Here is a 22,808-nt window from a genome sequence, read left to right as displayed (position 1 = left end):
GTACAACGCTGGACGATCCTGCCCATTCTTCCGCTGGCAAGTTTCCTGGAGGGATGTTCCCCAGTCAGCATAATGTTCAGCAGAACTCCCAGTGCATAAATATCCGCACGCCCATCAGACTGGGAGAGCCCATACTGTTCCGGTGCTGCAAAGCCTGTGGTTCCAAGAATCTGTGTATCTTCTCTGTTTTCATTTTTATAAATTCTGGAAGCATCAAAATCGATAAGAACCGCTTCGGTTCCACGTATGATCACATTATCTGGCTTTACATCTCTATGTACAACTCCCAGGGAATGGAGCACCCACAAAGCCATGCACAGCTGGCGGGTGATCTGCTTTGCCTGTGCCGCTGTCAAAAGTCCACCCTGTAAAATCTCCCCCAGCGTATCACCTTGCACATATTCTTCCAGAAGAGCTGTTTTTCCCTCCTTTTCCCCCACCTCCATGATCTGGGGCAGATTGGGACAGGATACCGTAAGAAGCTTCCGGTACACTTCACTGCTGCCGGAAAAATGTCTGAAAATATAGCGGTTTCCGCTTGCCCTGTGGCGTATCAAGGTTACTTCGCCCCGCTCGCTTTTTTTGATCAATGTGACCCTGTCATATTCGTCACAAACTGCGCCTAAAAGACTGTCATAAATTTCCATATTTCTCCTTATCACCAACTATCATTCCCCAAATGGACATATCACCTGCACGCTATGAAAATCAGATGTTCCTCGCCAATGGCACTCCCACAGCTATGGAATACTGCCAGAGGGCAGCAACCACTATGCTGACTGCATATTGTTTTTCAGAATTTTTTATAGTATAGTTTTATTTGATTGTATTGTTAAAATTATTTTAACTTATTGACAAATTATTGTAAAGGCGCGAATATGAAAAAGAAAAATACAGATGGTTTACAGCAGGAGCTTATGGATTCCCCGGATCTGAGCCAGTTTCTGTCCCAGAACCAGGAGCAATTTGAAAATAAGAGTGTGGCAGAATTATTAAACCGTCTGTTCGAAAAGAAGCATATCTCTAAGGCAGCGCTTGCCAAACAGGCCGGTATGAGCGAAATATATCTCCATCAGATTTTCGCAGGCCGCCGTAATCCATCGCGGAATCGTCTTCTGTGCCTGTGTTATGGGCTTGAAGCGACGGTTGACGAAACCCAGGAACTGCTGAAGCTTTGTGGAATGGCACAGCTTTATCCGAAATTAAAGAGAGATGCCATTATTTATTATGGATTGCTTCATAGGCTTAAGTTGTTTGAAATTAATGATAAACTATTTGAGGAGAATGAAGAGACGTTGTTTTAATTCTCTTCCCCCAACGCCTAATGATACAAAACTTAGATTCTACATGTTACAAAGCACGTTGTTGTGCACAGGTTACTGTTCACTGGTAACATTCCGCGAGGTGTTTTTCGTGAACAAAGTTCATAGAAAACCCGAGAATTAAGTTTGCGCAGCAAACGCTACTTCTTGTGCTTGTCACAAGAAGGTTCGTCTTTCTGTGCATCGCGGAGCGGTTACTGGTCACAGAGTGAGCAGTAACGTGCACAGCCGAAGTTGTTATTTGATTTATAATTTCTTCTTGCCACCACTTTTATAATGTGCTATTATACCACCAGAAACAAAGGGGAATGAATGTCTCCCCGGGATCATCCCGAACCGCTTATTAAGCTGATGACTTCTGTGATAACAATTGTCGCAGGAAGCATCAGCTTTTCTGCGTAAAAAGGAGGAATTTATAACAATGTTAACATCTCTGGCTTTTATTTTTCTTGTGGGACTTTCCTTGGCTGCTATTTGCCAGGCACTGAAACTGCCGCGTATTATCGGTATGTTGATCACCGGTATTTTACTGGGACCTTATGTGCTGAACGTATTGGATCCGTCGATTCTGTCCATCTCATCGGAGCTGCGGCAGATCGCGTTGATCATTATCCTGCTGAAAGCGGGACTTTCCCTGAATCTTGCCGATCTGAAGAAAGTGGGACGTCCTGCCATCATGATGGCCTGCATTCCTGCAACTTTCGAAATCCTGGCTTACTTTTTGCTGGCACCGTATTTTCTGGGAATTACCAGACTGGAAGCGGCTGTGATGGGCGCTGTAATGGGTGCGGTATCCCCGGCTGTAGTTGTCCCAAGAATGGTACAGTTGATGGATGAAAAATACGGCACAGCCAAAAGCATTCCCCAGATGGTCCTGGCAGGCGCTTCCTGTGATGATATTTATGTGATCGTGCTGTTTTCCACATTTTCTACTATGGCACAGGGCGGCAGCGCACATTTGAAAGATTTTATCAACATTCCGGTTTCCATTATCCTGGGTATTGCACTTGGAAGTGTGGCTGGTTATCTTCTTTCCTTGTTTTTCGAAACTGCTTATGCGCACAGTCATATGGTGCGAAACAGCATGAAAGTGATCGTAGTAATGGGCGTGGCTTTCCTGCTTATGTCCATTGAGACATGGCTGAAGCCTGTGGTTTCCGTCTCCGGACTTCTGGCTGTGATAAGCATGGCTTGTGTTTTGAAGCTAAAATGCACCGCCTCCGTTTCTGCCCGCCTTTCCCAGAAATTCGGGAAACTATGGCTGGCTGCTGAAGTCCTGCTTTTTGTACTTGTAGGTGCTTCTGTAGATATCCGCTATACCTTAAAAGCCGGTCCTGCTGCCCTGGCCATGATCTTTGCAGCACTTCTGATCCGTACCCTGGGCGTTTCTCTTTGTGTTACCGGAACAAACCTAACATGGCGGGAAAGACTGTTCTGTTCCATTGCCTACCTTCCGAAAGCAACCGTACAGGCAGCGATTGGGTCTGTTCCAATGGCTATGGGACTTTCCTGCGGGCAGATCGTGCTTTCTGTGGCTGTACTGGGAATTCTGATCACTGCACCACTTGGAGCAATCGGGATGGATTGCAGTTATAAGAAGCTGCTTTCCAGGGAAATCGATAAAAGCCAGATATTCTCTAGCTAACATATAACGATACAGGAAAAGTGGAACATTCTGTTTATTAATTTTAAAGAATGTTCCACTTTTATTTTTTACTCTATTCCAAATTCTTCCATCAGATGTTGACAAAATTCTGGGTCTTTTGCTATTCTTTTACAATCTTCTATGCGATTTTCTTCTAATAATTTATCTATCAATCGTGCCATAGAACTTCTTCCCTCTGCTCTTCCCTCCGCAAGACCCTGGGTTCTGCCCTCAGTAAGTCCCTGGGTTCTGCCCTCTGCGAGTCCTAATTCACGTGCCGCCTCTTTTTCCATTTCCATTTCTTCCCATCTCTGCATATATCTCACACTCACTTCCTCACTGGATTTGATACTGCATATACGCTTCTGCATCTTATGTATTCTTTCGCTTTTACAGCCATCTGCCATGTCCTGAGTGGTATGTTCAATATAATGAAGCAATTCTACCAGCTCCGGACTTACTTCATCTGGATTTTCCCCATGGGTATTCAGAAAAATGCGGGTAGCGCCATCCTCAAGCGATACAGATGGATCCTCTTTACAGGTCATCTCAAATGTATACATATATTTTCTCTTCCCAAACAAATCAAACGGAGCTATCAGAATAATATAGATATCATTCATTTTGTTAAAATCACGTTCACCGGGTTTTAATAATTTCGCATCAATAATACTTTCGTAATATCTGCTTCTTTTGGGAAGATTCTTCGTATTCGTCCCCTGTACCTCTGTATCATATACAACTTCATCTGTATCCTTTGCCCACACATCCACTTTAGCAAAACGATACGCTGGTGAAATCCGTGCTTCTTTTTCTGTCTGGGGTAGGTGCTTCAAAACTACATCTTTTCCAAGAATAATTTCCAATACATCCCGCATATTCTGCGGATCTTCCATCGCCTCAGCAAACAGAAAACGGTCCAGCAGGTTCAAATCCTTTAGATCTTTCATCTATCAGTTCTCCTTTTATTATATAGTTTTCTATATTGGAAGTAAAGAATAACTGTGCACCGTTTTTCTGTTTTTCCTCTATAACCATACCTTACAAAATCACAGCTTAAAAGTAAAGTTTTATCGTTCGAAAAATTATCCCATAAAATTACAAAATCCGCTCTGGTCATTTACATTTCCAGCATATATAATGATGTCAGATGCATAAGACCGCTCACAGAACACTTTTTGCAAAGAATCGCAAATTTATTTTCATATTTTACGGAGGCATTTCCCATGATAAATTTTGATTTTTACACTCCTACCAGAGTTCTTTTCGGTGCAGACCGGGAAAACGAGGCTGGCAAACAGGTTGCCGCATTTGGTGGGCATAAAGTTATGATCATTTATGGAAAAAAAGGAGGACATGTTGAATCATCAGGATTATTGGAACGTGTACATCAGAATCTGAATGGAGCCGGACTTTCCTATATAGACTTTAGTGGCGTGGTTCCCAATCCTCGCCTTTCCCTGGTAAAAGAAGGGATCCGCATTGGACGGTCGGAAGGTGTTGACTTCCTTCTGCCAATTGGAGGCGGCAGCGTAATTGATACAGCAAAGGGAATCGGTTACGGAATCGCCAATGATTTTGAAATAGAAGATCTGCTTTACGGTCGTGTAAAAACAGATAAAAATCTGCCAATCGGTGTTATCCTTACAATTGCAGCTGCCGGTTCTGAGATGTCTTCCTCCATGGTTCTCACCATTGAAGACGGTATGATGAAACGTTCCTATGGGCACGACTGCTCACGCCCCAGATTTGCTATTATGAATCCTGAGCTGACTTACAGCCTTCCGGCGTATCAGACAGCCAGCGGCGCAGCTGATATTATGATGCACACTATGGAGCGTTATTTTACCCCTACAGACACAGATACCAGCCTTACTGACCGGATTGCAGAGGGACTGATGATTTCCGTTCGTGATGCCGCCCAGGTTGCTGTAAAAGATCCTGAAAACTATGAAGCCCGGGCTACTCTCATGTGGGCCGGAAGCCTTTCCCATAACGGTCTGACCGGTGCCGGAAGGGTATCTGATTTCGCCACACATAAGATTGAGCATGAACTCGGCGGTATGTTTGATGTAGCTCACGGAGCCGGACTTGCATCTGTCTGGGGAAGCTGGGCGAGATATGTGTATAAGACAAATCCGGGAAGATTTGCACAGTTTGGTGAGAAGGTTTTCGGAATTGATGCTTCCCAGACCAGCGATTCTGATATTACGGATACTGTTCTCGCATCCATCACTGCCTGGGAGACTTGGTGCCACTCTATAGACATGCCAACCACCCTCACTGAACTTGGCATTTATCCAACCGATGCCCAAATCGAGGAAATGGCTGAGAAATGCGTTTTCGGCAGAAACGGACACATTGGCTTCTTCCAGCCGTTGACGAAAGAAGATATTGTGGCAATCCTGCAAATGGCGAAATAACACCAGCCTGACTCGAAACACAGCATAGAAAAAGAGCATTCACTTCCTCACTGGATTTGTCATTTCTTATTTCTGTGCCACCGCTTCGCCCAGCCGGTTATATATTGTTTTCGCGTCCAGAATATGTGGTACTCCCGTAGCGTCCGCCGCGGCGCCTGCAGTTACCAGAATGTACTCCCTGCCATATATCTGTGCAAAGCTTGCCAGACAATGCCCTGCCTCAGAGGTATACCCGGTTTTGCCACCTAGAATTTCCCCGCCGGTTACCGATGTATCCGACATATTTTTAAACATGGTACTGTAATAGGTAATTCCATCCGGATGTACATTGGTAGCTGGCGTAGAATGGAAATGGCTTTCTGCCACTTCACGGAAAGTATCATTATGTAACGCATACTTAAGTAGCAGCGCAATATCATATGCTGTACTATAATGCTCTGGATCATGTAATCCCGTACAATCCATAAAATGGGTATCCTTCATCCCAATGGACTTGGCCTTCTTATTCATCTTTTCCACAAATGCTTCTTCTGAGCCGGATGCTTCATCTGCCAAAGCCAGACAACATTCTGCTCCGGAAGGCAGCATTACGCCGTAGACCAGATCACGCACTCTCACGCTCTCCCCTGGCTGAAAGCCTGCCTGTGTGGCATCCTGTCCATCCAGAGCATAAAAAATATTCTCACTTAAAGTAATCTCATGATCCAGATCTGAAAATGCTTCCAGCGCCACAATTGCAGTCATGATCTTCGTCATGGATGCCGGATAAATCCGCTCTTCCCCATTTAGATTTCCAATGACCTTTCCGCTTTTTACATCCATTAAAAGCACATTTGAGCTGTTCACTCCCGACACATCCAGTTCCGTCGCAGGCGGTCTGTCGAAAATCCCGAGCACTCCCGACACTTTAGCACTAAGTCCTCTATCCCAACAAAACGCCAAAGCCAACACTGCCAGAATCAAAACTTCCACCAGCGCACTAATCAAAACCCGACGTCTCTGTTTCTTTCTACGAATTCTCCTCTTCCGCTCCATCTGCGCCCGTTTGCTTCGCTCATCCATTTAGACTCTCCTTCCATTTTCCACTGCTTTTATACGCTCTTCTTACTTTCGTCTATTTCTATACTCTGCCACAGCAAAGCACCATCTTTCACCTCAAGCTCCATTCCAGATTTTCTTTTTGTATCGCTGGTATTTTCCATACTACCACATCTCTCTTTATAATTTCTATAAAAATGAAAAAAAATAAGAGCAAAGTACACATACGCATACCTTGCTCAGTCCTTTTAGTCAAGCGAATATTCGCAATCCGCTTCACTACTTGCTCATAACCAAATAACTGCTTCGCAGTTTATCAATTAGTTTCAATACCCTTCTGGCACAGATACGAATTTCTTCTTCTGAAAGCTTCCCACTTCTGTAACCATCCAGAATACTTTTATGATCATTCTCACTTCCTGGCATGATAATATCATTTCCGGCAGCTGTGCACTTCCATGGAATACTTCCGTCCTCGGGTTCCGTAGTATTCCAGTCCGACATGATCACGCCCTCAAATCCCCACTCATCACGCACAATTCTGGTACACAGATCCTTGCTGTTTGCGGCATGTACCCCATTTACCAGATTATAGGAGGACATAATTGCCGCAGGTTTACTCTCCTTTATGGCAATCTCAAATCCACGACAATAAATCTCACGAAGGGCCCTTTCAGAAAGATGAACATCTACTCCCATACGATTATCTTCCTGATTATTGCATGCAAAATGCTTAATCGTTACCCCGCATCCTGCTTTACTCTGAACCCCTTTGGTAACTGCTGCGGCCAGACTTCCTGCAAGCAGCGGGTCCTCTGAATAGTATTCAAAGTTTCGTCCGCACAGGGGATTTCTGTGAATATTCATTCCCGGTGCCAACCAGAGATTGACGCCAAATTTCTCCATTTCCTCAGCTATCATTTCTCCAAACTCTTTCAACAGCTGCCGATTCCAGGACTGCGCCAAAGCTGTACCAACCGGAAAAGCAGTACAGTACTGATAATACGTATCTGCATTTTGGTGAGGCTTTTCTGTTACCAGAAATCCATTTTCCAAAGAACCAAGAACACCGATTCCATAAACAGAATCATTCTCGCGATTTACCTCATAACTTCTTTGCAGTCTGATACCAGCTGGTCCGTCTGCCATGATCAATACCGGAACTCCATATTTTTCATAAAGAGCTTCTGAAGTTTCGCCAGCTGAACCAGGCACTTTAATCCCTGCTGCTCCAAGATTGCTGCTAATACCACCAGTATTTCCGTATAAAAGTGGGATCAATTCTTCTACAGGCAGCTCTTCTGCCAGAATTTCCAGCGAGTTTCCCATGACCAGAGACTCTCGGTCAACATTTCCAGCCTTTTGTTTTCTCTGCAATGCTTCAAACTGTATGGTGGGAAAATCAGCATTTCTACTTTTCTCCAGCTGCTTTTCTGCAGCCTTTACATTCTTTGAAGCTTCCAGTTTTTCAGATAATTCAACCAATGCTTCCAGTTTCTGCGTCTGCTCCAGAACTACATCCTGGTTCACATTTATAAAAGCCTCCAGCTTCAGATTGGCTGAATTATTTCCAATCCAGAGACCATACTTTCCTGTTTCCACGATCCAGGCATTTGCATCCTCAAAAAAGCTTGCAATAGTTTTTCCATCAAACAGGATCTTTAACTCCTGTTTTTCTCCCGGCTTTAATACATTTGTCTTTGCATATCCAACCAGGCGATGGTATTCTTTCTCTATCCTGCCCCGGGGAAGTGATACATACACCTGTACAACTTCTCTTCCTGCAAAAGTATTTCCAATATTCTCTACAGATACATTTACTGCAATCTTATCCTTGTCAATTTCAATACTGCAAAACTGAATCTTAAAATCTGTATAAGAAAGACCGAAGCCAAAAGGAAAAAGTGGCTTTACACCAAAACTATCGAAATACCGATAGCCCACATAAATTCCTTCTTTATATTCTTCCAATTCCAGATTTCCATTCAGATAACTAAAATTCTCTGCAAATGGCACATCCGCATATTTTTTTGCCCAGGTTGTTGTAAGCTTTCCGCTTGGAACAGCTTCTCCAAGAAGGATCCTTGCAACCGCACGTCCCCCCTCCTGTCCAAGCTGGGAAATATTGAGGATACCTTTTATCCACTGCGCTTTTTCCAGAATATCTGTAAGCTCCACAGGACCACCGGCATTTATAAGCAGAACAATAGGCACACTTCTGCTGTTTAGAAAAAGAATATCTTTCTCTTCTCGTTCACTAAGATAATAGTCACCTTTTTCAAGACGACGATCTTTTCCTTCACCAGAAATACGGCTGATTACATAAACAACAATTTCAGCTTCCTGGATATCCATTTCAGAAACAGGACGCCCCTCCGGCATGATAAATGGATTGGATGCATAGGCATCAAAAGGATTATTTACATGCTTTGCTTCTTCAAGAATTTTCTCTTTCCATATAAGTCTCGCTTTCTGATAGCGATGTTCATAATCATCCAGCCAGTCCCTGCTGGTGATCCGAATTCCGGATTCTTCCATTCCTTCGTAAATGGTAATATTCTGCCTGTTATTTACATCTCCGGAACCAATCCCCCCTTTTACAGTTTTATCCGCACCGATGCCCAGAAGGGCAACCGATGCAGATAATGAAATGGGAAGAATATTTTCATTTTTCAATAGAACAATGCCTTCCTCTGCCGCTTTTTCTGCAAAAGAGCTATGCTTTTTCTCGCAGACAGATATTTCCGGATTCAAAGTCCCACTGTGCTTAAACTGTGTAAACGCCATTACTCTTTGACACCACCAAGGGTAACACCTGCAATAATATACTTGGAAAGAAGCAGGTACACAACAATGATCGGCACGATCGCAACTGTGATCATCATGTAAATTTTACCCATATCAAAATTCATATAATCAGCACCACGAAGAGTAGCGATCAGAATCGGCACCGTCATTTTACTCTTGGACTGGATGATCAGGGCCGGTACAAAGTAGTTGTTCCAGGAACCAACAAATGTAAAAATCGCCTGAACTGCAATTGCAGGCTTCATAATTGGAATCACAATGCGATTAAAGGTATGGAATTCTCCGGAACCATCGATTCTGGCAGCCTCCACAAGAGAAAGCGGCAGAGACGACTGCAGATAACTGTACATAAAATAAAATACAGCTGGAGATGCAATGGAGGGAATGATCAGCGGCAGAAGGGAATCATATAATCCCATCTTCGTAACCAGACGAAGGAATCCCATTGCAGTAACCTGCGTTGGCATTACAAGAATTGCCATGATAAATGTAAAAGCAACCTTTCTTGCCTTAAACTCATAAGCATAAAGACCATATGCCGTAAGGGATGAAAAATATGTACAAAGTGCGGCACTACAGGAAGATACGATCACACTGTTCAAAATTCCCCGAAACATTGGAAAGCTTCCGTCGTTTGCCACGTTTTTCAGATTCTCAAGGAAATATTTTCCTGGAAGTGCTGAGAAACCTTTCTGCAGATCCCCATGAGATCTGGTTGCATTAATTATCAATACGTAAAAGAAGAACAGGCACATAAAAGACAGAAGAATCAGTACGATATGTGCGAAAACTGTTCTGAATTGGCTTCCTGCTTTCTTCTTCATCTTCTTAATCTTCTCCTTTCTTCCTTAGCACGTTTTTTTGCAGCCTTTTTGGAACCATCCGGATCATTATCATTGGTCATGCGATATACGATGAAGCATAAAATACCACTGATAATAAACAGGTAAACAGATAATGCACCAGCCATACCATAGTTCTTACTCTTCAGATGACTGTTCAGGAACATGATCAGCGTCATAGACGTTCTATCTGGATTACCCTGTCCATTTGTCAGGATCTGTGGTACATCAAACATCTGAAGACCACCAATTATAGATGTGATCAATGTATATGCAAGAATCGGTCTGATCAGCGGCAATGTAATATAATAGAAACGTTGAATACTATTGCAGCCATCCAGGTCAGAAGCCTCAAAAATATCCATACTGATACCCATAACAGCCGCCATCAGCATAATCGTTGTATTTCCAAACCACATAAGGAAGTTCATAAAGCCAATTAATGATCTTGTTCCAACTACAGATCCCATAAAATCAATAGGGTCTTTAATCCATCCAAGAGACATCAGAATAGAATTTATTGGTCCGTTTGTAGAAAACATAGTAAAAAATAAAAGTGCAAATGCAGATGCCATAATCAGGTTCGGCAGATATATTACCACTTTAAAAAACTGTTTTCCTCTTATTTTCAAACGGGCATCTGTAAACCAGGCTGCCAGAACTAACGCAACCACAATCTGCGGCACAAATCCGATCAGCCACAGAATCAATGTGTTTGCTCCATATTTAAACATATCGGATTTCAGCAGACTGATGTAATTTGCCATTCCAATAAAATTGGGTCCGATTTCTTTAATTCCAGAACGGAAATATTCAAAAAAGCTGTAACGGACCGTATCAACCAATGGAATCAAAGAAAAAATCAAATAGATTATAAAAAAAGGAAGGATAAACAGGTAGCCCCATTTTCCATAATTAATGCTTTTCTTGTTTTTCTTCATAACAGTTCTCCTTTACACACATCTTACAGAACAGGAGAGAATCCTATGTTACAGGATCCTCTCCACGTTCCTTATACCAATTTTCAAATGTCACATGGACATTATTTTTTTAATAGTATTCTGCAAGATGTTTTTGCAAACAAAATCCTCAGAACTATCTACATTATTCCGGCCATTTAACCTCAGAGATCTCAGGATAACGCTCTTTAATAGCAGTCTCGAAGTTTGCTTTTGCTTTATCAAAGTCAACATTTCCCTGGAAATAATCACTGAAGGAATTCTGGATCAGTTCTACGCATCCCTGGTCATAGGCAGAAAGCGGAGCAATCTTAATGTTCTCTGCAACAGGTGCGAAATATGTAAATGGATTCTGTCCGCCAAGGAACTCAGAAGAGAAGTTTGCATCATCTGTAGCAGCCTCTGCCATACCACTCTTTGTATTTGTGAAATCTGAATAATCCTTAGAAATCTTTAACAGGTTGTCTTTGTCTGCAGTCATAGCAAGGATAATGTCTTTTGCATGCTCTGGATTATCAGTACCTGTTGCTGCATGAATGTAAGAACCGCCCCAATTGTATTCCTGTGGAGGATTTGTAACTGCCCATGAACCTGCATCGCCATCCCAGTTTGGACTTAATGTAAAGTCGATTCCCCATGCCGGGAACAGAAATGCAAATACTTTTGACTGAGAGCCCATAGCTTTGTTCCAGTCATCGTTCCACTGTCCTTTTACAGTCGGGTTAAGGAAACCTGCATCCAGCCACTCTTTTGAATCATTTACCCAATCCATAATCTTCTGGTCAACTGTAATGGTTGTCTCACCAGGCTGTACCCAGGACTGTGTGATGCTGTTTCCATATAAACGGAAGGTATCTGCATAAGAAGCAAATGTGTAGTAACCTTTCTCCTTCAGTTGAGCAGCAGTCTCTTTCATTGTATCCCAGTCTTTTACTTTCTCGCCTACTTCTGCCGGATCATCTGTTCCAAAAACTTCTTTTGCAATATCACGACGGTATACCAGGGTTCCTGGGCAGCACTGCCATGTAGAACCTCTCTGTACTCCGTCAGAGTCAGAAGCAGTTGTTCTTGTGAAATCGTACTGATCTGCAAGATCTGTATCCGGGTCAATTCCAAGATCTGTAAGCGGCATTGCTACATCTGCATCTTTGTCTGTATATTTGAAAACATAATCGGTCTCAGTTAAGAAAATATCTACTTTATCATCATCAGATGCATCAGCCTGATTCAGAAGCGCCTCATCAAGCTTCTGCTGGTAAACACCATCCTGGTTTGGGTTGATGATCCAATGGATCTCAGTTCCGTCTTTTAAGGTTGTAACAGTTCCATCGCTGGAAGTGGACTCAACTTCTGGATAAATAGCCTCCAGACGTGTACGGAACTCATCGTTCCAGGAATAGATGTTAATAACCTTTCCCTCTTCTCCTTCTGCATGTGCTACGGTTGCTGTTGCAGCCATACCGGTAACTGCCATAACAGCTGTAAGTAACATAGATACTGCTCTCTTCTTCATATAAAAGATCCTCCTTTTTTGAGCATTTTCTTAATGCTGTATCTCTTTGGTGCAATAAATATACCATTTTTATTTTTGACATTATATTATTTCTCTTAACAAAATATCAGATTCATGTCATAATATAAAAAATGACACATTTTTGTTTTGGAGGGGATTACATGGCAATATCAAAAGACTGGTACAACACAGAATTTGAAGAAAACGAAACTGAATCCAAGCACAGGCCGCCTTCTGTTGAATATTCCTTTTATACGGCAGTAAAAACCGGAGATATGGAAACTGTCATACAGAACTGTAATGCAGATTCTTTTACGAATCTGGAGGGAACCGGAGTCCTTTCCAGAAACCCTGTCACGAATCTGAAATACCACTTTGTGGTTACAGCTGCGATGCTTACCAGATATTGCATTGACGGAGGAATGGAGGCAGAGCAGGCCTACCGGCTTAGTGACTTTTACATTTTAAAAATGGATTCCTGCACTTCCCTGCGACAGATTGCAGACCTTCACCACACTATGGCAAAGGATTTTACCGGAAAAATGATCCTGCAAAAAAAATTATCCGTACTTTCCAAGCCAGTTATGCAGTGCATTGATTACATCTATGCTCATATAAAGGACCGTATCACCATAGAAGACCTTGCCTGCCACACCGGTCTTTCCCAGAATTATCTATCCAGGGTATTCAAACAAAATCTTGGAATTTCCATCAGTGACTACATAAGGGAGAAAAAAATAGAAAAAGCCACACATCTTCTTCGCTACTCGGACAAAGCAGTAGTTGACATCGCCAATTACCTATCCTTCTCTTCCCAGAGTCACTTTATTCAGGTATTCGAAAATTTCACTGGTCTGACTCCAAAAAAATACAGGGATAGGTATTATAAATCCATGTGGTAAGCTGACCTAGAGCGTGTTTGAAAAAAGCTTTCTGCATGATGTGCGTTACAATTTGTGGAAGATTTTGTCCGGATGAAGGCGCCGTAGCGGGCTACGGCAACTGAATTCGGGCAAAATATACCGCAAAGTGGGGCGTGCAGATTGCGGGAATGATTTTTCAAACAGGCTCTAGCACGTAAGGCTCCTGCAATGCATAATTCTCCGCCTTACATAAAAAGACCGGATATTCAGGAATAACCTTTATTTATGCATTGTTATTCCTGAATATCTGGTCATTTTTCTAATTCTTTATCCAGATTAGTTCAAAATAATATTAATTTCATGTACTTTTTCCAAAGTCAGTTTTTCTATTTCAGAGCGCTTCAGGCGAGCCTGCCTGCCGCCTTCTGCCGACAGCAAAGTACCATCACAAAAGGCTTCTTTTATCTGCACTTTATTCCATTCTTTTTTCTCCCTGTTAAAAATATGAATGGAAAATTTCCTTCCGGCAAATTCTATTTTCAAGGAAGCTTTTCCTTCCTGATCGTACTGCTCAGGCATAAGTGCAGGTGCTATCACCATATCGCCCAGCTGGCCTTTTACTCCAAAAACTTCTGTTATCATGGTCAGCATATACCAGCTTGCAGCTCCGGTCAGATATGCGTATAAGCCTCTTCCCTGATTATCGAAATATTCCGGGATTCCCGGGTACATTTTGCTGCGTTCAAAATCCATTGCAGTATCAAGCAGAGTCTGAAGAACTTTGTATCCTTCTTTGGCGTGACCGGTTTTGTACAATGCATTGGCATACATAACTGCCATATGGGAAAAGACGGCACCATTTTCCTTTTCTCCATATGCAAATCCAAACATTCTTCCCAGGTCAAATTTTTCCTCTTTGAAATCTGTATTCAGGCGGTAGCCGCCGGCTTTCCTGTCATACAGATATGCATCTGCACTCCTGCAGATTGCCTGTATCTGTTCCTCTGTAGCGGTACCACTCATGACAGCAAATACCTGTCCGGTAAGCATCATTCGGGTGTTACACTCTGCACCAGCTTTATTGTCGGTTTCATCTGAAACCGCGCTATATTCTACTTTTCTTCCATGATTATCATAATATCCATTAAACCAGCCTTTATCCCCATCCTGGATCCATTCATTTTTCCGAATATTTTCCACGAGCCAGTCTGCTTTTTCTTCCAGATTGCTGCATACCATTTTCAGAGAAAGCACTACTTTATTTCCACTGAGATTATGGGCACTCAAATCAGTATATTGCTTCAAAACCTTCTGTTTTTTCTCAGGGTTTTCATATAACTGTTTTCCACAGGCAAACAGACATTCCATTTCTTCTGCAAGCTCAATCCTGTTAATTCCCTGAACACTCTCTATTTCTCTAAGCACATAAGCGATATCCTTCAAATTTCCGGCATAAGCACAGGTAAAGGCCACACTCTCACCTTTTTCCCAGGCCATGTCTAAGGCATCATTCCAGTCTGCTCCATGCAGACACATTTCATTATGATCTCCCACATCAAAAAATGCGCACAGATTTTGAAGAAGAATATGTTCCAGAACAGTTCCATGATATATTTCATTAGCATCTGTTTTCTGTAAATTACCATAACTGCTGTTCCATTCTTCATCATGAGCTGTTCCGCGTTTTGACTGAAGATCCTTAAAATATGGAATCTTCTCAAATAAAACATCAAGATCCCCGGTCTGATCCAAATAAAGCTTCGTAGTTACAAACGGCCAAAAGCTATGATCCATCCATACACGGGTAATATTATTCCTGTCTGCAATAAATTCTCCCTGACCACTTCCTATAATTGTGGCATTTGTTCCATCAATACGAACACCTCCATAATTATCAATGATCATCTGTCTTACCTCAGATGGCTCCATGATCAACAAGGCAAGGCAATCCTGCCATAAATCGCGCCAGCCGCGTCCCCCTTTTCCATAATCATGATAGGGGAGAAAAGAACATCCATAAATTCTTCTGAGGATTGGCTGGAAACAGATCCATTTCAGATAATTATCCGCATCTTCGCTTCCAGTTTCAAACGCTACATTAACCTTCCGAATCCAGTGTTCTTTTACTTCTTCCAGCATATTCCGTACCTGGGAGCGGGTCCTGCAGCCAGAAGTCAACGACTCTATCCATTTAGAAGCTTTTGCCGGATCTATTGCCTTTTTATCTGTATTCTCCTTTCTTGGGAACTGCTGCTCACCGGCATCTGCAATCCCACATAGTAAAATATAACCAGCTGTTTCCCTTGGTTTCAGTGTTTTCCGGCTGAATCGGATGCCTCCAACAGCCTCTTTTCCCTGAAGTTCTGTTCCAGAGGGTTTTCCGGGCTTATTAATTCTTACTGCCTCTGGATTCAGAAAGGTTCCGCCTTCTCCTATAAACTCCTCCACTGTAGGATAAAATGACTCTGGCTTCTCTCCGTTTTCATCTGAACCGTATACAAAATATGTAGTATTATTTTTCTGATGTCCCCGCTCGTCAAAGGACAAAACCGGGGTTACTTCCACACCATAATCGGTGGTCCGAATTCGGTGAAGAAGGGAGGTAACATGGCGGTGATCTCGAAGATTATCTGCACTTCTTCCATATACCGGAATTGCACCTGTTGGCACAATTTCCACTTTTTTTTCGGAAATATTTGTGATTTCCACATATTCTACTTCCATGTCCCCGGAAATTGTAACAAAAGAAGTTACTTCTGCCTGAAGACCATATTTTTGTGACTTTCGAGAAATCTTCTGCCACATAAAACCAGCTTCCAGTGTGCTTTCGTCCTGCTTATCTGTAAATTTCTGAAATTCCTGTTCTGCGGAATTTCCACAGACAGACCAACAGCCCAGAAGCTTCGGATCTGCTCCAGACAGAGCAGTATCACCTGCTTCTGTGTTTTTATATACCTGACACCAGAAATTTCTGGTATTTCGGTTATTATGCAGGTTTTCAATACTTACAGGCTCAAGAAGGAAATGATTCTGATCTGTTTTGCTGTCACCTCCCAGATTAGGGGTGATACTGGATTTCAGTCCTTTTTCTCCCGCCAGAGGCAGATACAGACCGCTATAATTTTCCGGATCATGTATAATAAAGCTTCCGTTTTTATCCTGAAATTCTATATGTTTCATCAATGTTTCTCGCTTTCTGCCTGCGTCCACCCACCAGGCCTACTAAATTTTTATGACAGATACAATTCAACCTCAGTTTCAGCAGTCAGCTTATCCTGTGGGATATAATTATCTTTTAACTCTTCACCGTTTACAGTAAGTTTCTTAAATCCACTCTCTGCATGTCCCGGATTTTGCACTTTAATGTGCAGGTGACAGCCGCGGAAATCTTTTTCGACTTCAAATCCATCCCATTCCTTCGGTATGGACGGTGCGATACGAAGACCATAGAAATCAGGACGCATTCCAAGAATACCTTCCACACATCCTACCATAACAGTAGACGCAGTTCCAGTAAGCCAGTGTACATGAGAACGGCCAAAATTCGGACTTGCTTTCCCCTCTGTAAACTGACCATAGCAATATGGCTCAAGTCTGCGGATCTCCGCCTTATCATTCTGTGCAGCCGGAGCATTTTCCATAAAGTAGCCAAATGCTCTTTCTCCATGTCCCATTAATGCTTCTGCCAGAATGATCCATCCCTGTGACTGAGAAAAAATCCCTGCATTTTCTTTTGTTCCTGCATTATAAATTACAGCCAGTGCACCGTCAAAAGCATGTGCGTGGTATGGGGGATCCATGAGAATAGCACCATACTCTGTATTCAGTCTTTTATAAACCTGCTCAAGTGCCAGTTCTGACTGCTCCTTTGTTGCAAGCCCACTGATCACAGCCCAGCTCTGGGGATTCAGCCACATATTTGCTTCCGGATCTGTACGCTGTCCGATTATTTCTCCTGCTTCTGTAAAACCGCGGATAAACCGGTCTTCATTCCAGCAAAGCTTTTCAATCAGTTTCCCAAGCTCTTCCTGGCTTTTTTCCAGATATGAGATATATTCTTCATCTTTTTCGTAAGCCGCAAACTCCTTCAAAATGGTCATTGCATAATAAAACTGCAAAGCTACAAAAGTAGATTCTCCATCTTTTCCAAGCCTCAGGCAGTCGTTCCAATCTGCATAAAGTCCCGCCGGCATTCCATGTTTTCCAAGATGTTCCATCGAGAACTGGATCGCACGTTTCAGATGCTCATATACTGTTCCTTCATCTTTATTTGCAAATGGGATTACCTCATCAATAAAATCTACATTTCCTGTCTCTGACACATACTTATATACAGTTGGAAAAAGCCATAAAGCATCGTCAGCGCGATATGCCGGATGCCCTGTTTCCTGTACATAGGAAGCATCGTCTGGCGTATCCTCATGTCCTGGATTATGGGTGAATTTAACAAGAGGCAGACCACCACCATTATCTACCTGGGCAGACAACATGAAACGGATCTTATCCGCTGCCATTTCAGGTGCCAGATGGATCACGCCCTGAATATCCTGCACAGTGTCGCGGTATCCATATCCATTGCGCAGACCACAGTAAGTAAAGGATGCTGCTCTGGACCAGATAAAAGTCATAAAACAGTTGTAAGCGTTCCATGTGTTGATCATGGTATTAAATTCATTACTTGGAGTTTTTATCTGAAAATGTGAAAGCTGTCCATGCCAGTAACTGATCAGTTCTTCCAGTTCCCTTTCGCAAACCTGCTGGCAATTTTGGTCATAACGCGCAACAATCGCTTCTGCCTCGTCATTCTTTTTCATACCTACAAGAAAAGCCATCTCTTTCTTTTCTCCCGGGGCAAGCTTTAACACTGCTGTCAATGCACCACAGCTGTTTTCATTATAATTTCCCTCACAATTAAGCTTGCCGTCAATTACTCCTACCGGGTTTCCATAACCGTGATATCTCCCCAGAAATGCTTCTTTTTCACCGCACCAGGAATCCACTGGCACGCCGGCCAGACCCAGGAACCGATTTGTCACATCTTTGTTATCTACCTTTTCCCCTTCATCAAGACGATCCAGATTTGCATGGATCATCTGGCGTACACGGTTTCCTCTGAAAACAGTTTTGGTAATATACTGGGAATACTGCAGATTTACCTGATCCTGCTCATAGTTGCTGTTGTTGGTAAATTCCGCATATCCGGTTACATTAATTTCTCTTTCCTTATCAGAACAGTTCTCCACACAAAGGCTCCACACCTCATAAGACTGTCCCAGAGGTACATAATACCGAACCTCAGAATGAATACCGCTGTAATCTGCCATCATCCTGGTATAAGCAGTACCGTGGTGACATTCACTTTTATATTTTTCAAGATCCTTTCCTACAGGCTGCCATGACGCTGACCAAAAATCTTTCGTTTCATTGTCCCTCAGATAAATATATCTTCCCGGCTCGTCAAACTGATTAAAAACATAACGTAAAATTCTTCCGTTAGCACCAGACTTTACAAAGCTGTATCCGCCTGCATTATTGGACACAATGGCACCATATTCAGGATCTCCCAGATAGTTTACCCAAGGCGCTGGTGTATCTGGTCTGGTAATCACATATTCTCGTTTCTTATCATCAAAATATCCATATTTCATCCCTGCACACTCCTCCTGGTCTTTATATTGACCCGATTTTCCCATATGATATCTCATATGATAAAAAACATATACCAAAACTCACTATAAAATATCAAAATTATGACATGAAAAAAAGCACCCACCTCGCGGTGAGTGCTCTTCATTTTCATCTATTAAGCTAACTTGATCGGGTTGATCTTCACTCCAGGACCCATTGTCGGAGCAATAACAACGCTCTTTAAATACTGTCCTTTCAGTGTGCTAGGTCTAGCCTTTACAATAGCTCCAATCAGCGTCTGGAAGTTGTCGCTTAACTGCTCCTCAGTAAAGGAAGCTTTACCGATCGGCACATGGATAATGTTTGATTTGTCAAGACGATACTCAATCTTACCAGCTTTGATATCATTGATAGCTTTTGTAACATCCATAGTTACTGTACCAGCCTTCGGGTTAGGCATTAAACCTTTCGGTCCAAGTACACGACCAAGACGTCCAACAACACCCATCATATCTGGAGTTGCAACAACAACGTCGAAGTCAAGCCATCCCTCGTTCTGGATCTTCGGAATAAGGTCCTCAGCGCCAACGAAATCAGCACCTGCAGCCTTAGCTTCCTCAGCTTTTGCATCCTTAGCGAATACAAGAACGCGAACAGTTTTACCTGTACCGTGTGGCAGAACTACTGCACCACGGATCTGCTGATCTGCATGACGTCCATCGCAGCCTGTGCGGATATGAACTTCGATAGTCTCGTCAAATTTGGCAACAGCAGCTTTTTTAACTAAGCTGATAGCTTCATTAGTATCGTATAATGTTGCGCGGTCAACTGCCTTAGCAGCCTCCACGTATTTCTTTCCTCGTTTCATTTCTATAACCTCCTGTGGTATTTGCGGGGAAAAGCCCTCCCACTTACTATTTGTGATTAATCAACTACTTCAATTCCCATACTTCTTGCAGTACCAGCAATCATGCTTGCTGCTGCTTCGATGGATGCTGCATTTAAGTCTTTCATCTTAAGCTGAGCGATCTCCTCAACCTGAGCTTTTGTAACTTTAGCAACTTTTGTTTTGTTCGGTACGCCGGAACCGGATTTGATATTTGCAGCTTTCTTAAGAAGAACTGCAGCCGGCGGAGTTTTGGTTATGAAGCTGAAACTTCTATCTGCATAAACAGTGATTACTACAGGAATGATCATACCATCCTGATCTGCTGTTCTCGCATTGAACTCTTTTGTAAACTGAACGATATTTACACCGTGCTGTCCAAGAGCCGGACCTACAGGTGGTGCTGGAGTTGCTTTACCAGCGGGAATCTGTAATTTGATATATCCTGTTACTTTCTTTGCCATTTTCGGCACCTCCTATGTGGTATTGGCGGGGGTATGTCCCTCCCACGATATTGTGTTACCTTTGTCTGTTACATTTTCTGAACTTCTGCGAAACTGATTACAACCGGTGTTTCGCGTCCAAACATCTCTACATTGATCGTTACAAGCTGCTTCTGCGGATTGATGGCAGTCACAACACCTGTAGTCTCTTTCCAGGCTCCGCCTGTTACAACAACGGTATCGCCCTCGACGAAATCAACGCGGACAGTCTCATCTTTGATGCCCAGCGGCTTCATTTCTTCTTCTGTGAGCGGTACAGGCTTGGATCCCGGACCAACAAACCCAGTCACTCCACGGGTATTCCGGACAACATACCAGGTATCGTCGTTCATGACCATGTTGATAAGAACATAGCTTGGGAACATTTTTCTCTGGACCTGCTTGGAAACACCATTACGCATCTCCACAACGTCTTCCAGAGGAACCCGTACTTCCAGAATCTGATCCTCAAGATGTCGGTTTTCAATTGTCTTCTCAATGTTGGCCTTTACCTTGTTCTCATAACCGGAATAGGTATGGACAACGTACCATTTTGCTTCTGACATACAATCACCTTTGTCCTTATTTGATTAAAAGATTAATGCATTCCAGAATGCCTGCATCCATCACACTGATGATCACACCGAGAATTACGGTTATGACAATAACAACAACTGACTGTTTCATCAGTGTATCGCGGTCTGTCCAGACAATTTTGTTGAACTCTGCCTTCAGCCCCTGGAACCAGGATTTCTTCGGCTCCTTAGCCTTGGCGGTCTTGCCTGCAGATTTTTCTTTTTCTTGCATAGCCTAACCTCACAATCTAAAGTGACTATTTTGTTTCCTTGTGCATTGTGTGTCTCTGGCAGAACTTACAATATTTCTTGGTTTCCATTCTCTCAGGATGGTTCTTTTTCTCCTTGGTCATATTGTAGTTACGCTGCTTGCACTCTGTACATGCTAATGTAATCCTAACGCGCACAACTTCCACCTCCAGTGTTTTCATTTGCATGGTCTTAAATCAGCCTTTTCGGTGTATCCGCCACCGTTTTTCGGCATAAAAAAAAGACCTAACTTCCATGTCGCTTGTACAGTTTACCACACAGCGGACATATCCGTCAAGTCTTTTGCATATAATTCTTAAGGATTTTTTGACTAAAAATAAGCTCCAATCCATGCTGGATAGCAGCAAAAGGCAGTAGTGTCACAGAAGCTCTGTAAAGCCCTTGGGCGGCAAAGAAAAATCACTTTCCATGCACACTGAGAAAATATAATTCTCAAATTCCATTGTCCTGAAAAAGCCTGGTCTTTTCGGTGATTTTCCCAGAACAAAGCCCTGATCTTTTCGAATGATCTCGAAAGAATCAAGCGGAAGGCTCATCCCCCTGCCTGTCATTTTCATATAACTTTCCTTTAAGGTCCAAAGTGTAAAAAAAGCTTTGCCCGGGTCAGAAGCAGCTTCTATATATTCCCGCTCTGTCGAATGGAAATAATGCTCCGCAATTTCCAGAGGCGCATTGACATTCCGCTCAATGTCGCATCCCACTTCACCATCCGACACTACTCCTACCACATATTCTCCAGCATGGGAGATATTAAAATGGAAATGGTCCGCCAAAGGCTTCCCATTTTCGGAATATTTCAGGCTGCTTTCGGAAAGTCCGTTCCCATTCAGGATCTTTCGGATCATAATTCCTGCTCCCAGACTCCTTTTGCGGTCATCCGGCTGAAGATACCGGATGACCTTCTTTCTTCTCTCTGGTCCAACTTGTTCCAAAAGGCTTTCATTCTGCAAGGGATCCTCAAGAGTATTGATATTGATTCTATATAATTTTATCATTTCTTACTATAAAAGAACCGGATAGTAACCGTGGATTCCCTATGTCTACTCCAGACAGATTACTGTTCACTCTAATCACAGCAATACGCTTCGCCATGCACAGAAATCATGCATTCACATGATTTCGCGCCGCAATTCTCGGGTTTTCTGTGAACTTTGTTTACAAAAACACCTCGCGGAATGTTACCTGTGACCCGCAATACGTTTCGCCATGCACGAATTCAACCTTTATTTTTTCTCAATATTGATCTTCTGGTCAAATCCGGTAAGACTGAAAACATCGTACACTTCATCAGAAACATTTACAATCCGGAAGCCTTCCTTGCCTGCCATCTTCTTATAAGCGGCGATTACCAGACGAAGTCCGGCGGAAGAGATATATTCCAGGTTTGCAAAGTCAAATACCAGGCTGGTTGTACCAGGATCAAGTGCTGACAGCTCCTTTTCCAGCTGCGGTGCAGTCTGGGTGTCAAGCCATCCTGTGATCTCCATAGTTACCTTGCTGCCCTCTGTCTTACTTACAATTTCCATTACAATTTCCTCCTTTAAGTTGCGTAAA

General features: G+C 42.8%; 20 protein-coding genes, 2 pseudogenes and 1 riboswitch. Of the genes and pseudogenes, 5 read left to right on the top strand and 17 right to left on the bottom strand.

The features are described from left to right. Window positions 1-647: protein kinase (locus tag AB5642_RS07630; RefSeq protein WP_368371523.1), on the bottom strand; the 647-nt coding region annotated here is incomplete at its 3' end. 231 nt (window positions 648-878) lie between these two features. On the opposite strand from AB5642_RS07630, the gene AB5642_RS07625 reads away from it, so the two are divergent. Next, window positions 879-1,304 (top strand): helix-turn-helix domain-containing protein, encoded by a 426-nt coding sequence (locus AB5642_RS07625; protein ID WP_148463803.1) that lies wholly within the window; start codon window positions 879-881, stop codon window positions 1,302-1,304. Window positions 1,305-1,617: 313 nt separating this feature from the next. Beyond that, window positions 1,618-1,690: riboswitch (Fluoride riboswitch) on the top strand. Between the two features lie 53 nt (window positions 1,691-1,743). Beyond that, on the top strand, window positions 1,744-2,967 hold the full coding sequence (locus AB5642_RS07620; RefSeq protein ID WP_173718530.1) for a sodium:proton antiporter: 1,224 nt from the start codon (window positions 1,744-1,746) through the stop codon (window positions 2,965-2,967). A gap of 68 nt (window positions 2,968-3,035) precedes the next feature. On the opposite strand, the gene AB5642_RS07615 is transcribed toward AB5642_RS07620, so the two are convergent. After that, window positions 3,036-3,917 carry an Rpn family recombination-promoting nuclease/putative transposase gene (locus tag AB5642_RS07615; protein WP_173718531.1) on the bottom strand — a complete coding sequence of 294 codons (882 nt, stop codon included), beginning with the start codon at window positions 3,915-3,917 and terminating at the stop codon, window positions 3,036-3,038. 276 nt (window positions 3,918-4,193) lie between these two features. Between AB5642_RS07615 and AB5642_RS07610 the strand changes: the two genes are divergently transcribed. Beyond that, window positions 4,194-5,390, top strand: a complete 1,197-nt coding sequence (locus tag AB5642_RS07610; RefSeq protein ID WP_173718532.1) for an iron-containing alcohol dehydrogenase — start codon at window positions 4,194-4,196, stop codon at window positions 5,388-5,390. 66 nt (window positions 5,391-5,456) lie between these two features. On the opposite strand, the gene AB5642_RS07605 is transcribed toward AB5642_RS07610, so the two are convergent. The 5 genes from AB5642_RS07605 to AB5642_RS07585 all read right to left on the bottom strand — a co-directional run bounded on the left by AB5642_RS07605 (window position 5,457) and on the right by AB5642_RS07585 (window position 12,550). Next, the gene (locus AB5642_RS07605; protein WP_226821653.1) at window positions 5,457-6,452 is read right to left on the bottom strand and encodes a D-alanyl-D-alanine carboxypeptidase family protein; all 996 of its coding nucleotides are present in this window, start codon (window positions 6,450-6,452) and stop codon (window positions 5,457-5,459) included. 255 nt (window positions 6,453-6,707) lie between these two features. Continuing rightward, window positions 6,708-9,215: a glycoside hydrolase family 3 N-terminal domain-containing protein gene (locus tag AB5642_RS07600; RefSeq protein ID WP_173718533.1), complete on the bottom strand. Its 2,508-nt coding sequence runs from the start codon at window positions 9,213-9,215 to the stop codon at window positions 6,708-6,710. After that, a complete protein-coding gene (locus tag AB5642_RS07595; protein WP_148463496.1) occupies window positions 9,215-10,060 on the bottom strand; it encodes a carbohydrate ABC transporter permease in 846 nt (281 codons plus the stop codon). Before AB5642_RS07595 ends, AB5642_RS07600 begins: the two co-directional genes overlap by 1 nt. Then, on the bottom strand, window positions 10,057-11,019 hold the full coding sequence (locus tag AB5642_RS07590; RefSeq protein WP_148463497.1) for a carbohydrate ABC transporter permease: 963 nt from the start codon (window positions 11,017-11,019) through the stop codon (window positions 10,057-10,059). The genes AB5642_RS07595 and AB5642_RS07590 overlap by 4 nt, the downstream gene beginning before the upstream one ends. Before the next feature lie 163 nt (window positions 11,020-11,182). Further along, window positions 11,183-12,550: an ABC transporter substrate-binding protein gene (locus tag AB5642_RS07585; protein WP_173718534.1), complete on the bottom strand. Its 1,368-nt coding sequence runs from the start codon at window positions 12,548-12,550 to the stop codon at window positions 11,183-11,185. Between the two features lie 161 nt (window positions 12,551-12,711). Here AB5642_RS07585 and AB5642_RS07580 point away from each other — a divergent pair, with 161 nt between their 5' ends. Further along, entirely contained in the window at window positions 12,712-13,452 is a 741-nt protein-coding gene (locus AB5642_RS07580; RefSeq protein WP_148463499.1) for a helix-turn-helix domain-containing protein, read from the top strand. Here AB5642_RS07580 and AB5642_RS07575 read toward each other — a convergent pair. Then, window positions 13,434-13,553, bottom strand: a pseudogene (locus AB5642_RS07575) (DUF6783 domain-containing protein); the annotation flags it as partial. The gene AB5642_RS07580 and the pseudogene AB5642_RS07575 sit on opposite strands and share 19 nt — an antisense overlap. On the opposite strand from AB5642_RS07575, the pseudogene AB5642_RS07570 reads away from it, so the two are divergent. Then, window positions 13,503-13,631: pseudogene (locus tag AB5642_RS07570) on the top strand (DUF6783 domain-containing protein). The pseudogenes AB5642_RS07575 and AB5642_RS07570 overlap by 51 nt on opposite strands. Before the next feature lie 118 nt (window positions 13,632-13,749). Here the strand turns inward: AB5642_RS07570 and AB5642_RS07565 are convergent. The 9 genes from AB5642_RS07565 to AB5642_RS07525 form a co-directional block, all read right to left on the bottom strand. Further along, complete coding sequence (locus AB5642_RS07565) at window positions 13,750-16,593, bottom strand: cellobiose phosphorylase (protein ID WP_173769695.1); 2,844 nt, start codon at window positions 16,591-16,593, stop codon at window positions 13,750-13,752. Window positions 16,594-16,643: 50 nt separating this feature from the next. Continuing rightward, window positions 16,644-19,061 carry a N,N'-diacetylchitobiose phosphorylase gene (locus AB5642_RS07560; RefSeq protein ID WP_173718536.1) on the bottom strand — a complete coding sequence of 806 codons (2,418 nt, stop codon included), beginning with the start codon at window positions 19,059-19,061 and terminating at the stop codon, window positions 16,644-16,646. A gap of 155 nt (window positions 19,062-19,216) precedes the next feature. Further along, window positions 19,217-19,909 carry a 50S ribosomal protein L1 gene (rplA, locus tag AB5642_RS07555; RefSeq protein ID WP_118577943.1) on the bottom strand — a complete coding sequence of 231 codons (693 nt, stop codon included), beginning with the start codon at window positions 19,907-19,909 and terminating at the stop codon, window positions 19,217-19,219. A gap of 56 nt (window positions 19,910-19,965) precedes the next feature. Beyond that, window positions 19,966-20,391 (bottom strand): 50S ribosomal protein L11, encoded by a 426-nt coding sequence (gene rplK / locus AB5642_RS07550; RefSeq protein ID WP_117852954.1) that lies wholly within the window; start codon window positions 20,389-20,391, stop codon window positions 19,966-19,968. Window positions 20,392-20,459: 68 nt separating this feature from the next. Next, entirely contained in the window at window positions 20,460-20,975 is a 516-nt protein-coding gene (nusG, locus tag AB5642_RS07545) for a transcription termination/antitermination protein NusG (protein ID WP_173718537.1), read from the bottom strand. Between the two features lie 16 nt (window positions 20,976-20,991). Continuing rightward, on the bottom strand, window positions 20,992-21,216 hold the full coding sequence (secE, locus tag AB5642_RS07540; protein WP_173718538.1) for a preprotein translocase subunit SecE: 225 nt from the start codon (window positions 21,214-21,216) through the stop codon (window positions 20,992-20,994). 25 nt (window positions 21,217-21,241) lie between these two features. Beyond that, window positions 21,242-21,391 (bottom strand): 50S ribosomal protein L33, encoded by a 150-nt coding sequence (gene rpmG / locus AB5642_RS07535; protein ID WP_117853039.1) that lies wholly within the window; start codon window positions 21,389-21,391, stop codon window positions 21,242-21,244. Window positions 21,392-21,613: 222 nt separating this feature from the next. Then, window positions 21,614-22,204, bottom strand: a complete 591-nt coding sequence (locus AB5642_RS07530; protein WP_237925824.1) for a 4'-phosphopantetheinyl transferase superfamily protein — start codon at window positions 22,202-22,204, stop codon at window positions 21,614-21,616. Between the two features lie 273 nt (window positions 22,205-22,477). Beyond that, entirely contained in the window at window positions 22,478-22,780 is a 303-nt protein-coding gene (locus tag AB5642_RS07525; RefSeq protein WP_118577945.1) for an STAS domain-containing protein, read from the bottom strand. Window positions 22,781-22,808: the final 28 nt, after the last annotated feature.

Origin of the sequence: Ruminococcus sp. 1001136sp1_2201st1_G3_2201SCRN_220225 (assembly GCF_040924365.1) — a bacterium.
In the GTDB taxonomy this organism is placed as follows: domain Bacteria; phylum Bacillota; class Clostridia; order Lachnospirales; family Lachnospiraceae; genus Blautia_A; species Blautia_A faecis.
The sequence above is the reverse complement of the archived record's forward strand: the minus strand, read 5'-3'. Positions and strand labels throughout refer to the sequence as shown.

Excerpts from the sequence above, each read along its gene's own strand:
- rplA (WP_118577943.1), bottom strand. The coding sequence starts at position 19,909 with ATGAAACGAGGAAAGAAATACGTGGAGGCTGCTAAGGCAGTTGACCGC.
- AB5642_RS07585 (WP_173718534.1), bottom strand. The coding sequence starts at position 12,550 with ATGAAGAAGAGAGCAGTATCTATGTTACTTACAGCTGTTATGGCAGTT.
- AB5642_RS07560 (WP_173718536.1), bottom strand. The coding sequence starts at position 19,061 with ATGAAATATGGATATTTTGATGATAAGAAACGAGAATATGTGATTACC.
- AB5642_RS07595 (WP_148463496.1), bottom strand. The coding sequence starts at position 10,060 with ATGAAGAAGAAAGCAGGAAGCCAATTCAGAACAGTTTTCGCACATATC.
- AB5642_RS07525 (WP_118577945.1), bottom strand. The coding sequence starts at position 22,780 with ATGGAAATTGTAAGTAAGACAGAGGGCAGCAAGGTAACTATGGAGATC.
- rplK (WP_117852954.1), bottom strand. The coding sequence starts at position 20,391 with ATGGCAAAGAAAGTAACAGGATATATCAAATTACAGATTCCCGCTGGT.
- AB5642_RS07590 (WP_148463497.1), bottom strand. The coding sequence starts at position 11,019 with ATGAAGAAAAACAAGAAAAGCATTAATTATGGAAAATGGGGCTACCTG.
- AB5642_RS07600 (WP_173718533.1), bottom strand. The coding sequence starts at position 9,215 with ATGGCGTTTACACAGTTTAAGCACAGTGGGACTTTGAATCCGGAAATA.
- AB5642_RS07615 (WP_173718531.1), bottom strand. The coding sequence starts at position 3,917 with ATGAAAGATCTAAAGGATTTGAACCTGCTGGACCGTTTTCTGTTTGCT.
- secE (WP_173718538.1), bottom strand. The coding sequence starts at position 21,216 with ATGCAAGAAAAAGAAAAATCTGCAGGCAAGACCGCCAAGGCTAAGGAG.
- AB5642_RS07620 (WP_173718530.1), top strand. The coding sequence starts at position 1,744 with ATGTTAACATCTCTGGCTTTTATTTTTCTTGTGGGACTTTCCTTGGCT.
- AB5642_RS07565 (WP_173769695.1), bottom strand. The coding sequence starts at position 16,593 with ATGAAACATATAGAATTTCAGGATAAAAACGGAAGCTTTATTATACAT.
- AB5642_RS07625 (WP_148463803.1), top strand. The coding sequence starts at position 879 with ATGAAAAAGAAAAATACAGATGGTTTACAGCAGGAGCTTATGGATTCC.
- AB5642_RS07605 (WP_226821653.1), bottom strand. The coding sequence starts at position 6,452 with ATGGATGAGCGAAGCAAACGGGCGCAGATGGAGCGGAAGAGGAGAATT.
- AB5642_RS07580 (WP_148463499.1), top strand. The coding sequence starts at position 12,712 with ATGGCAATATCAAAAGACTGGTACAACACAGAATTTGAAGAAAACGAA.
- AB5642_RS07610 (WP_173718532.1), top strand. The coding sequence starts at position 4,194 with ATGATAAATTTTGATTTTTACACTCCTACCAGAGTTCTTTTCGGTGCA.
- nusG (WP_173718537.1), bottom strand. The coding sequence starts at position 20,975 with ATGTCAGAAGCAAAATGGTACGTTGTCCATACCTATTCCGGTTATGAG.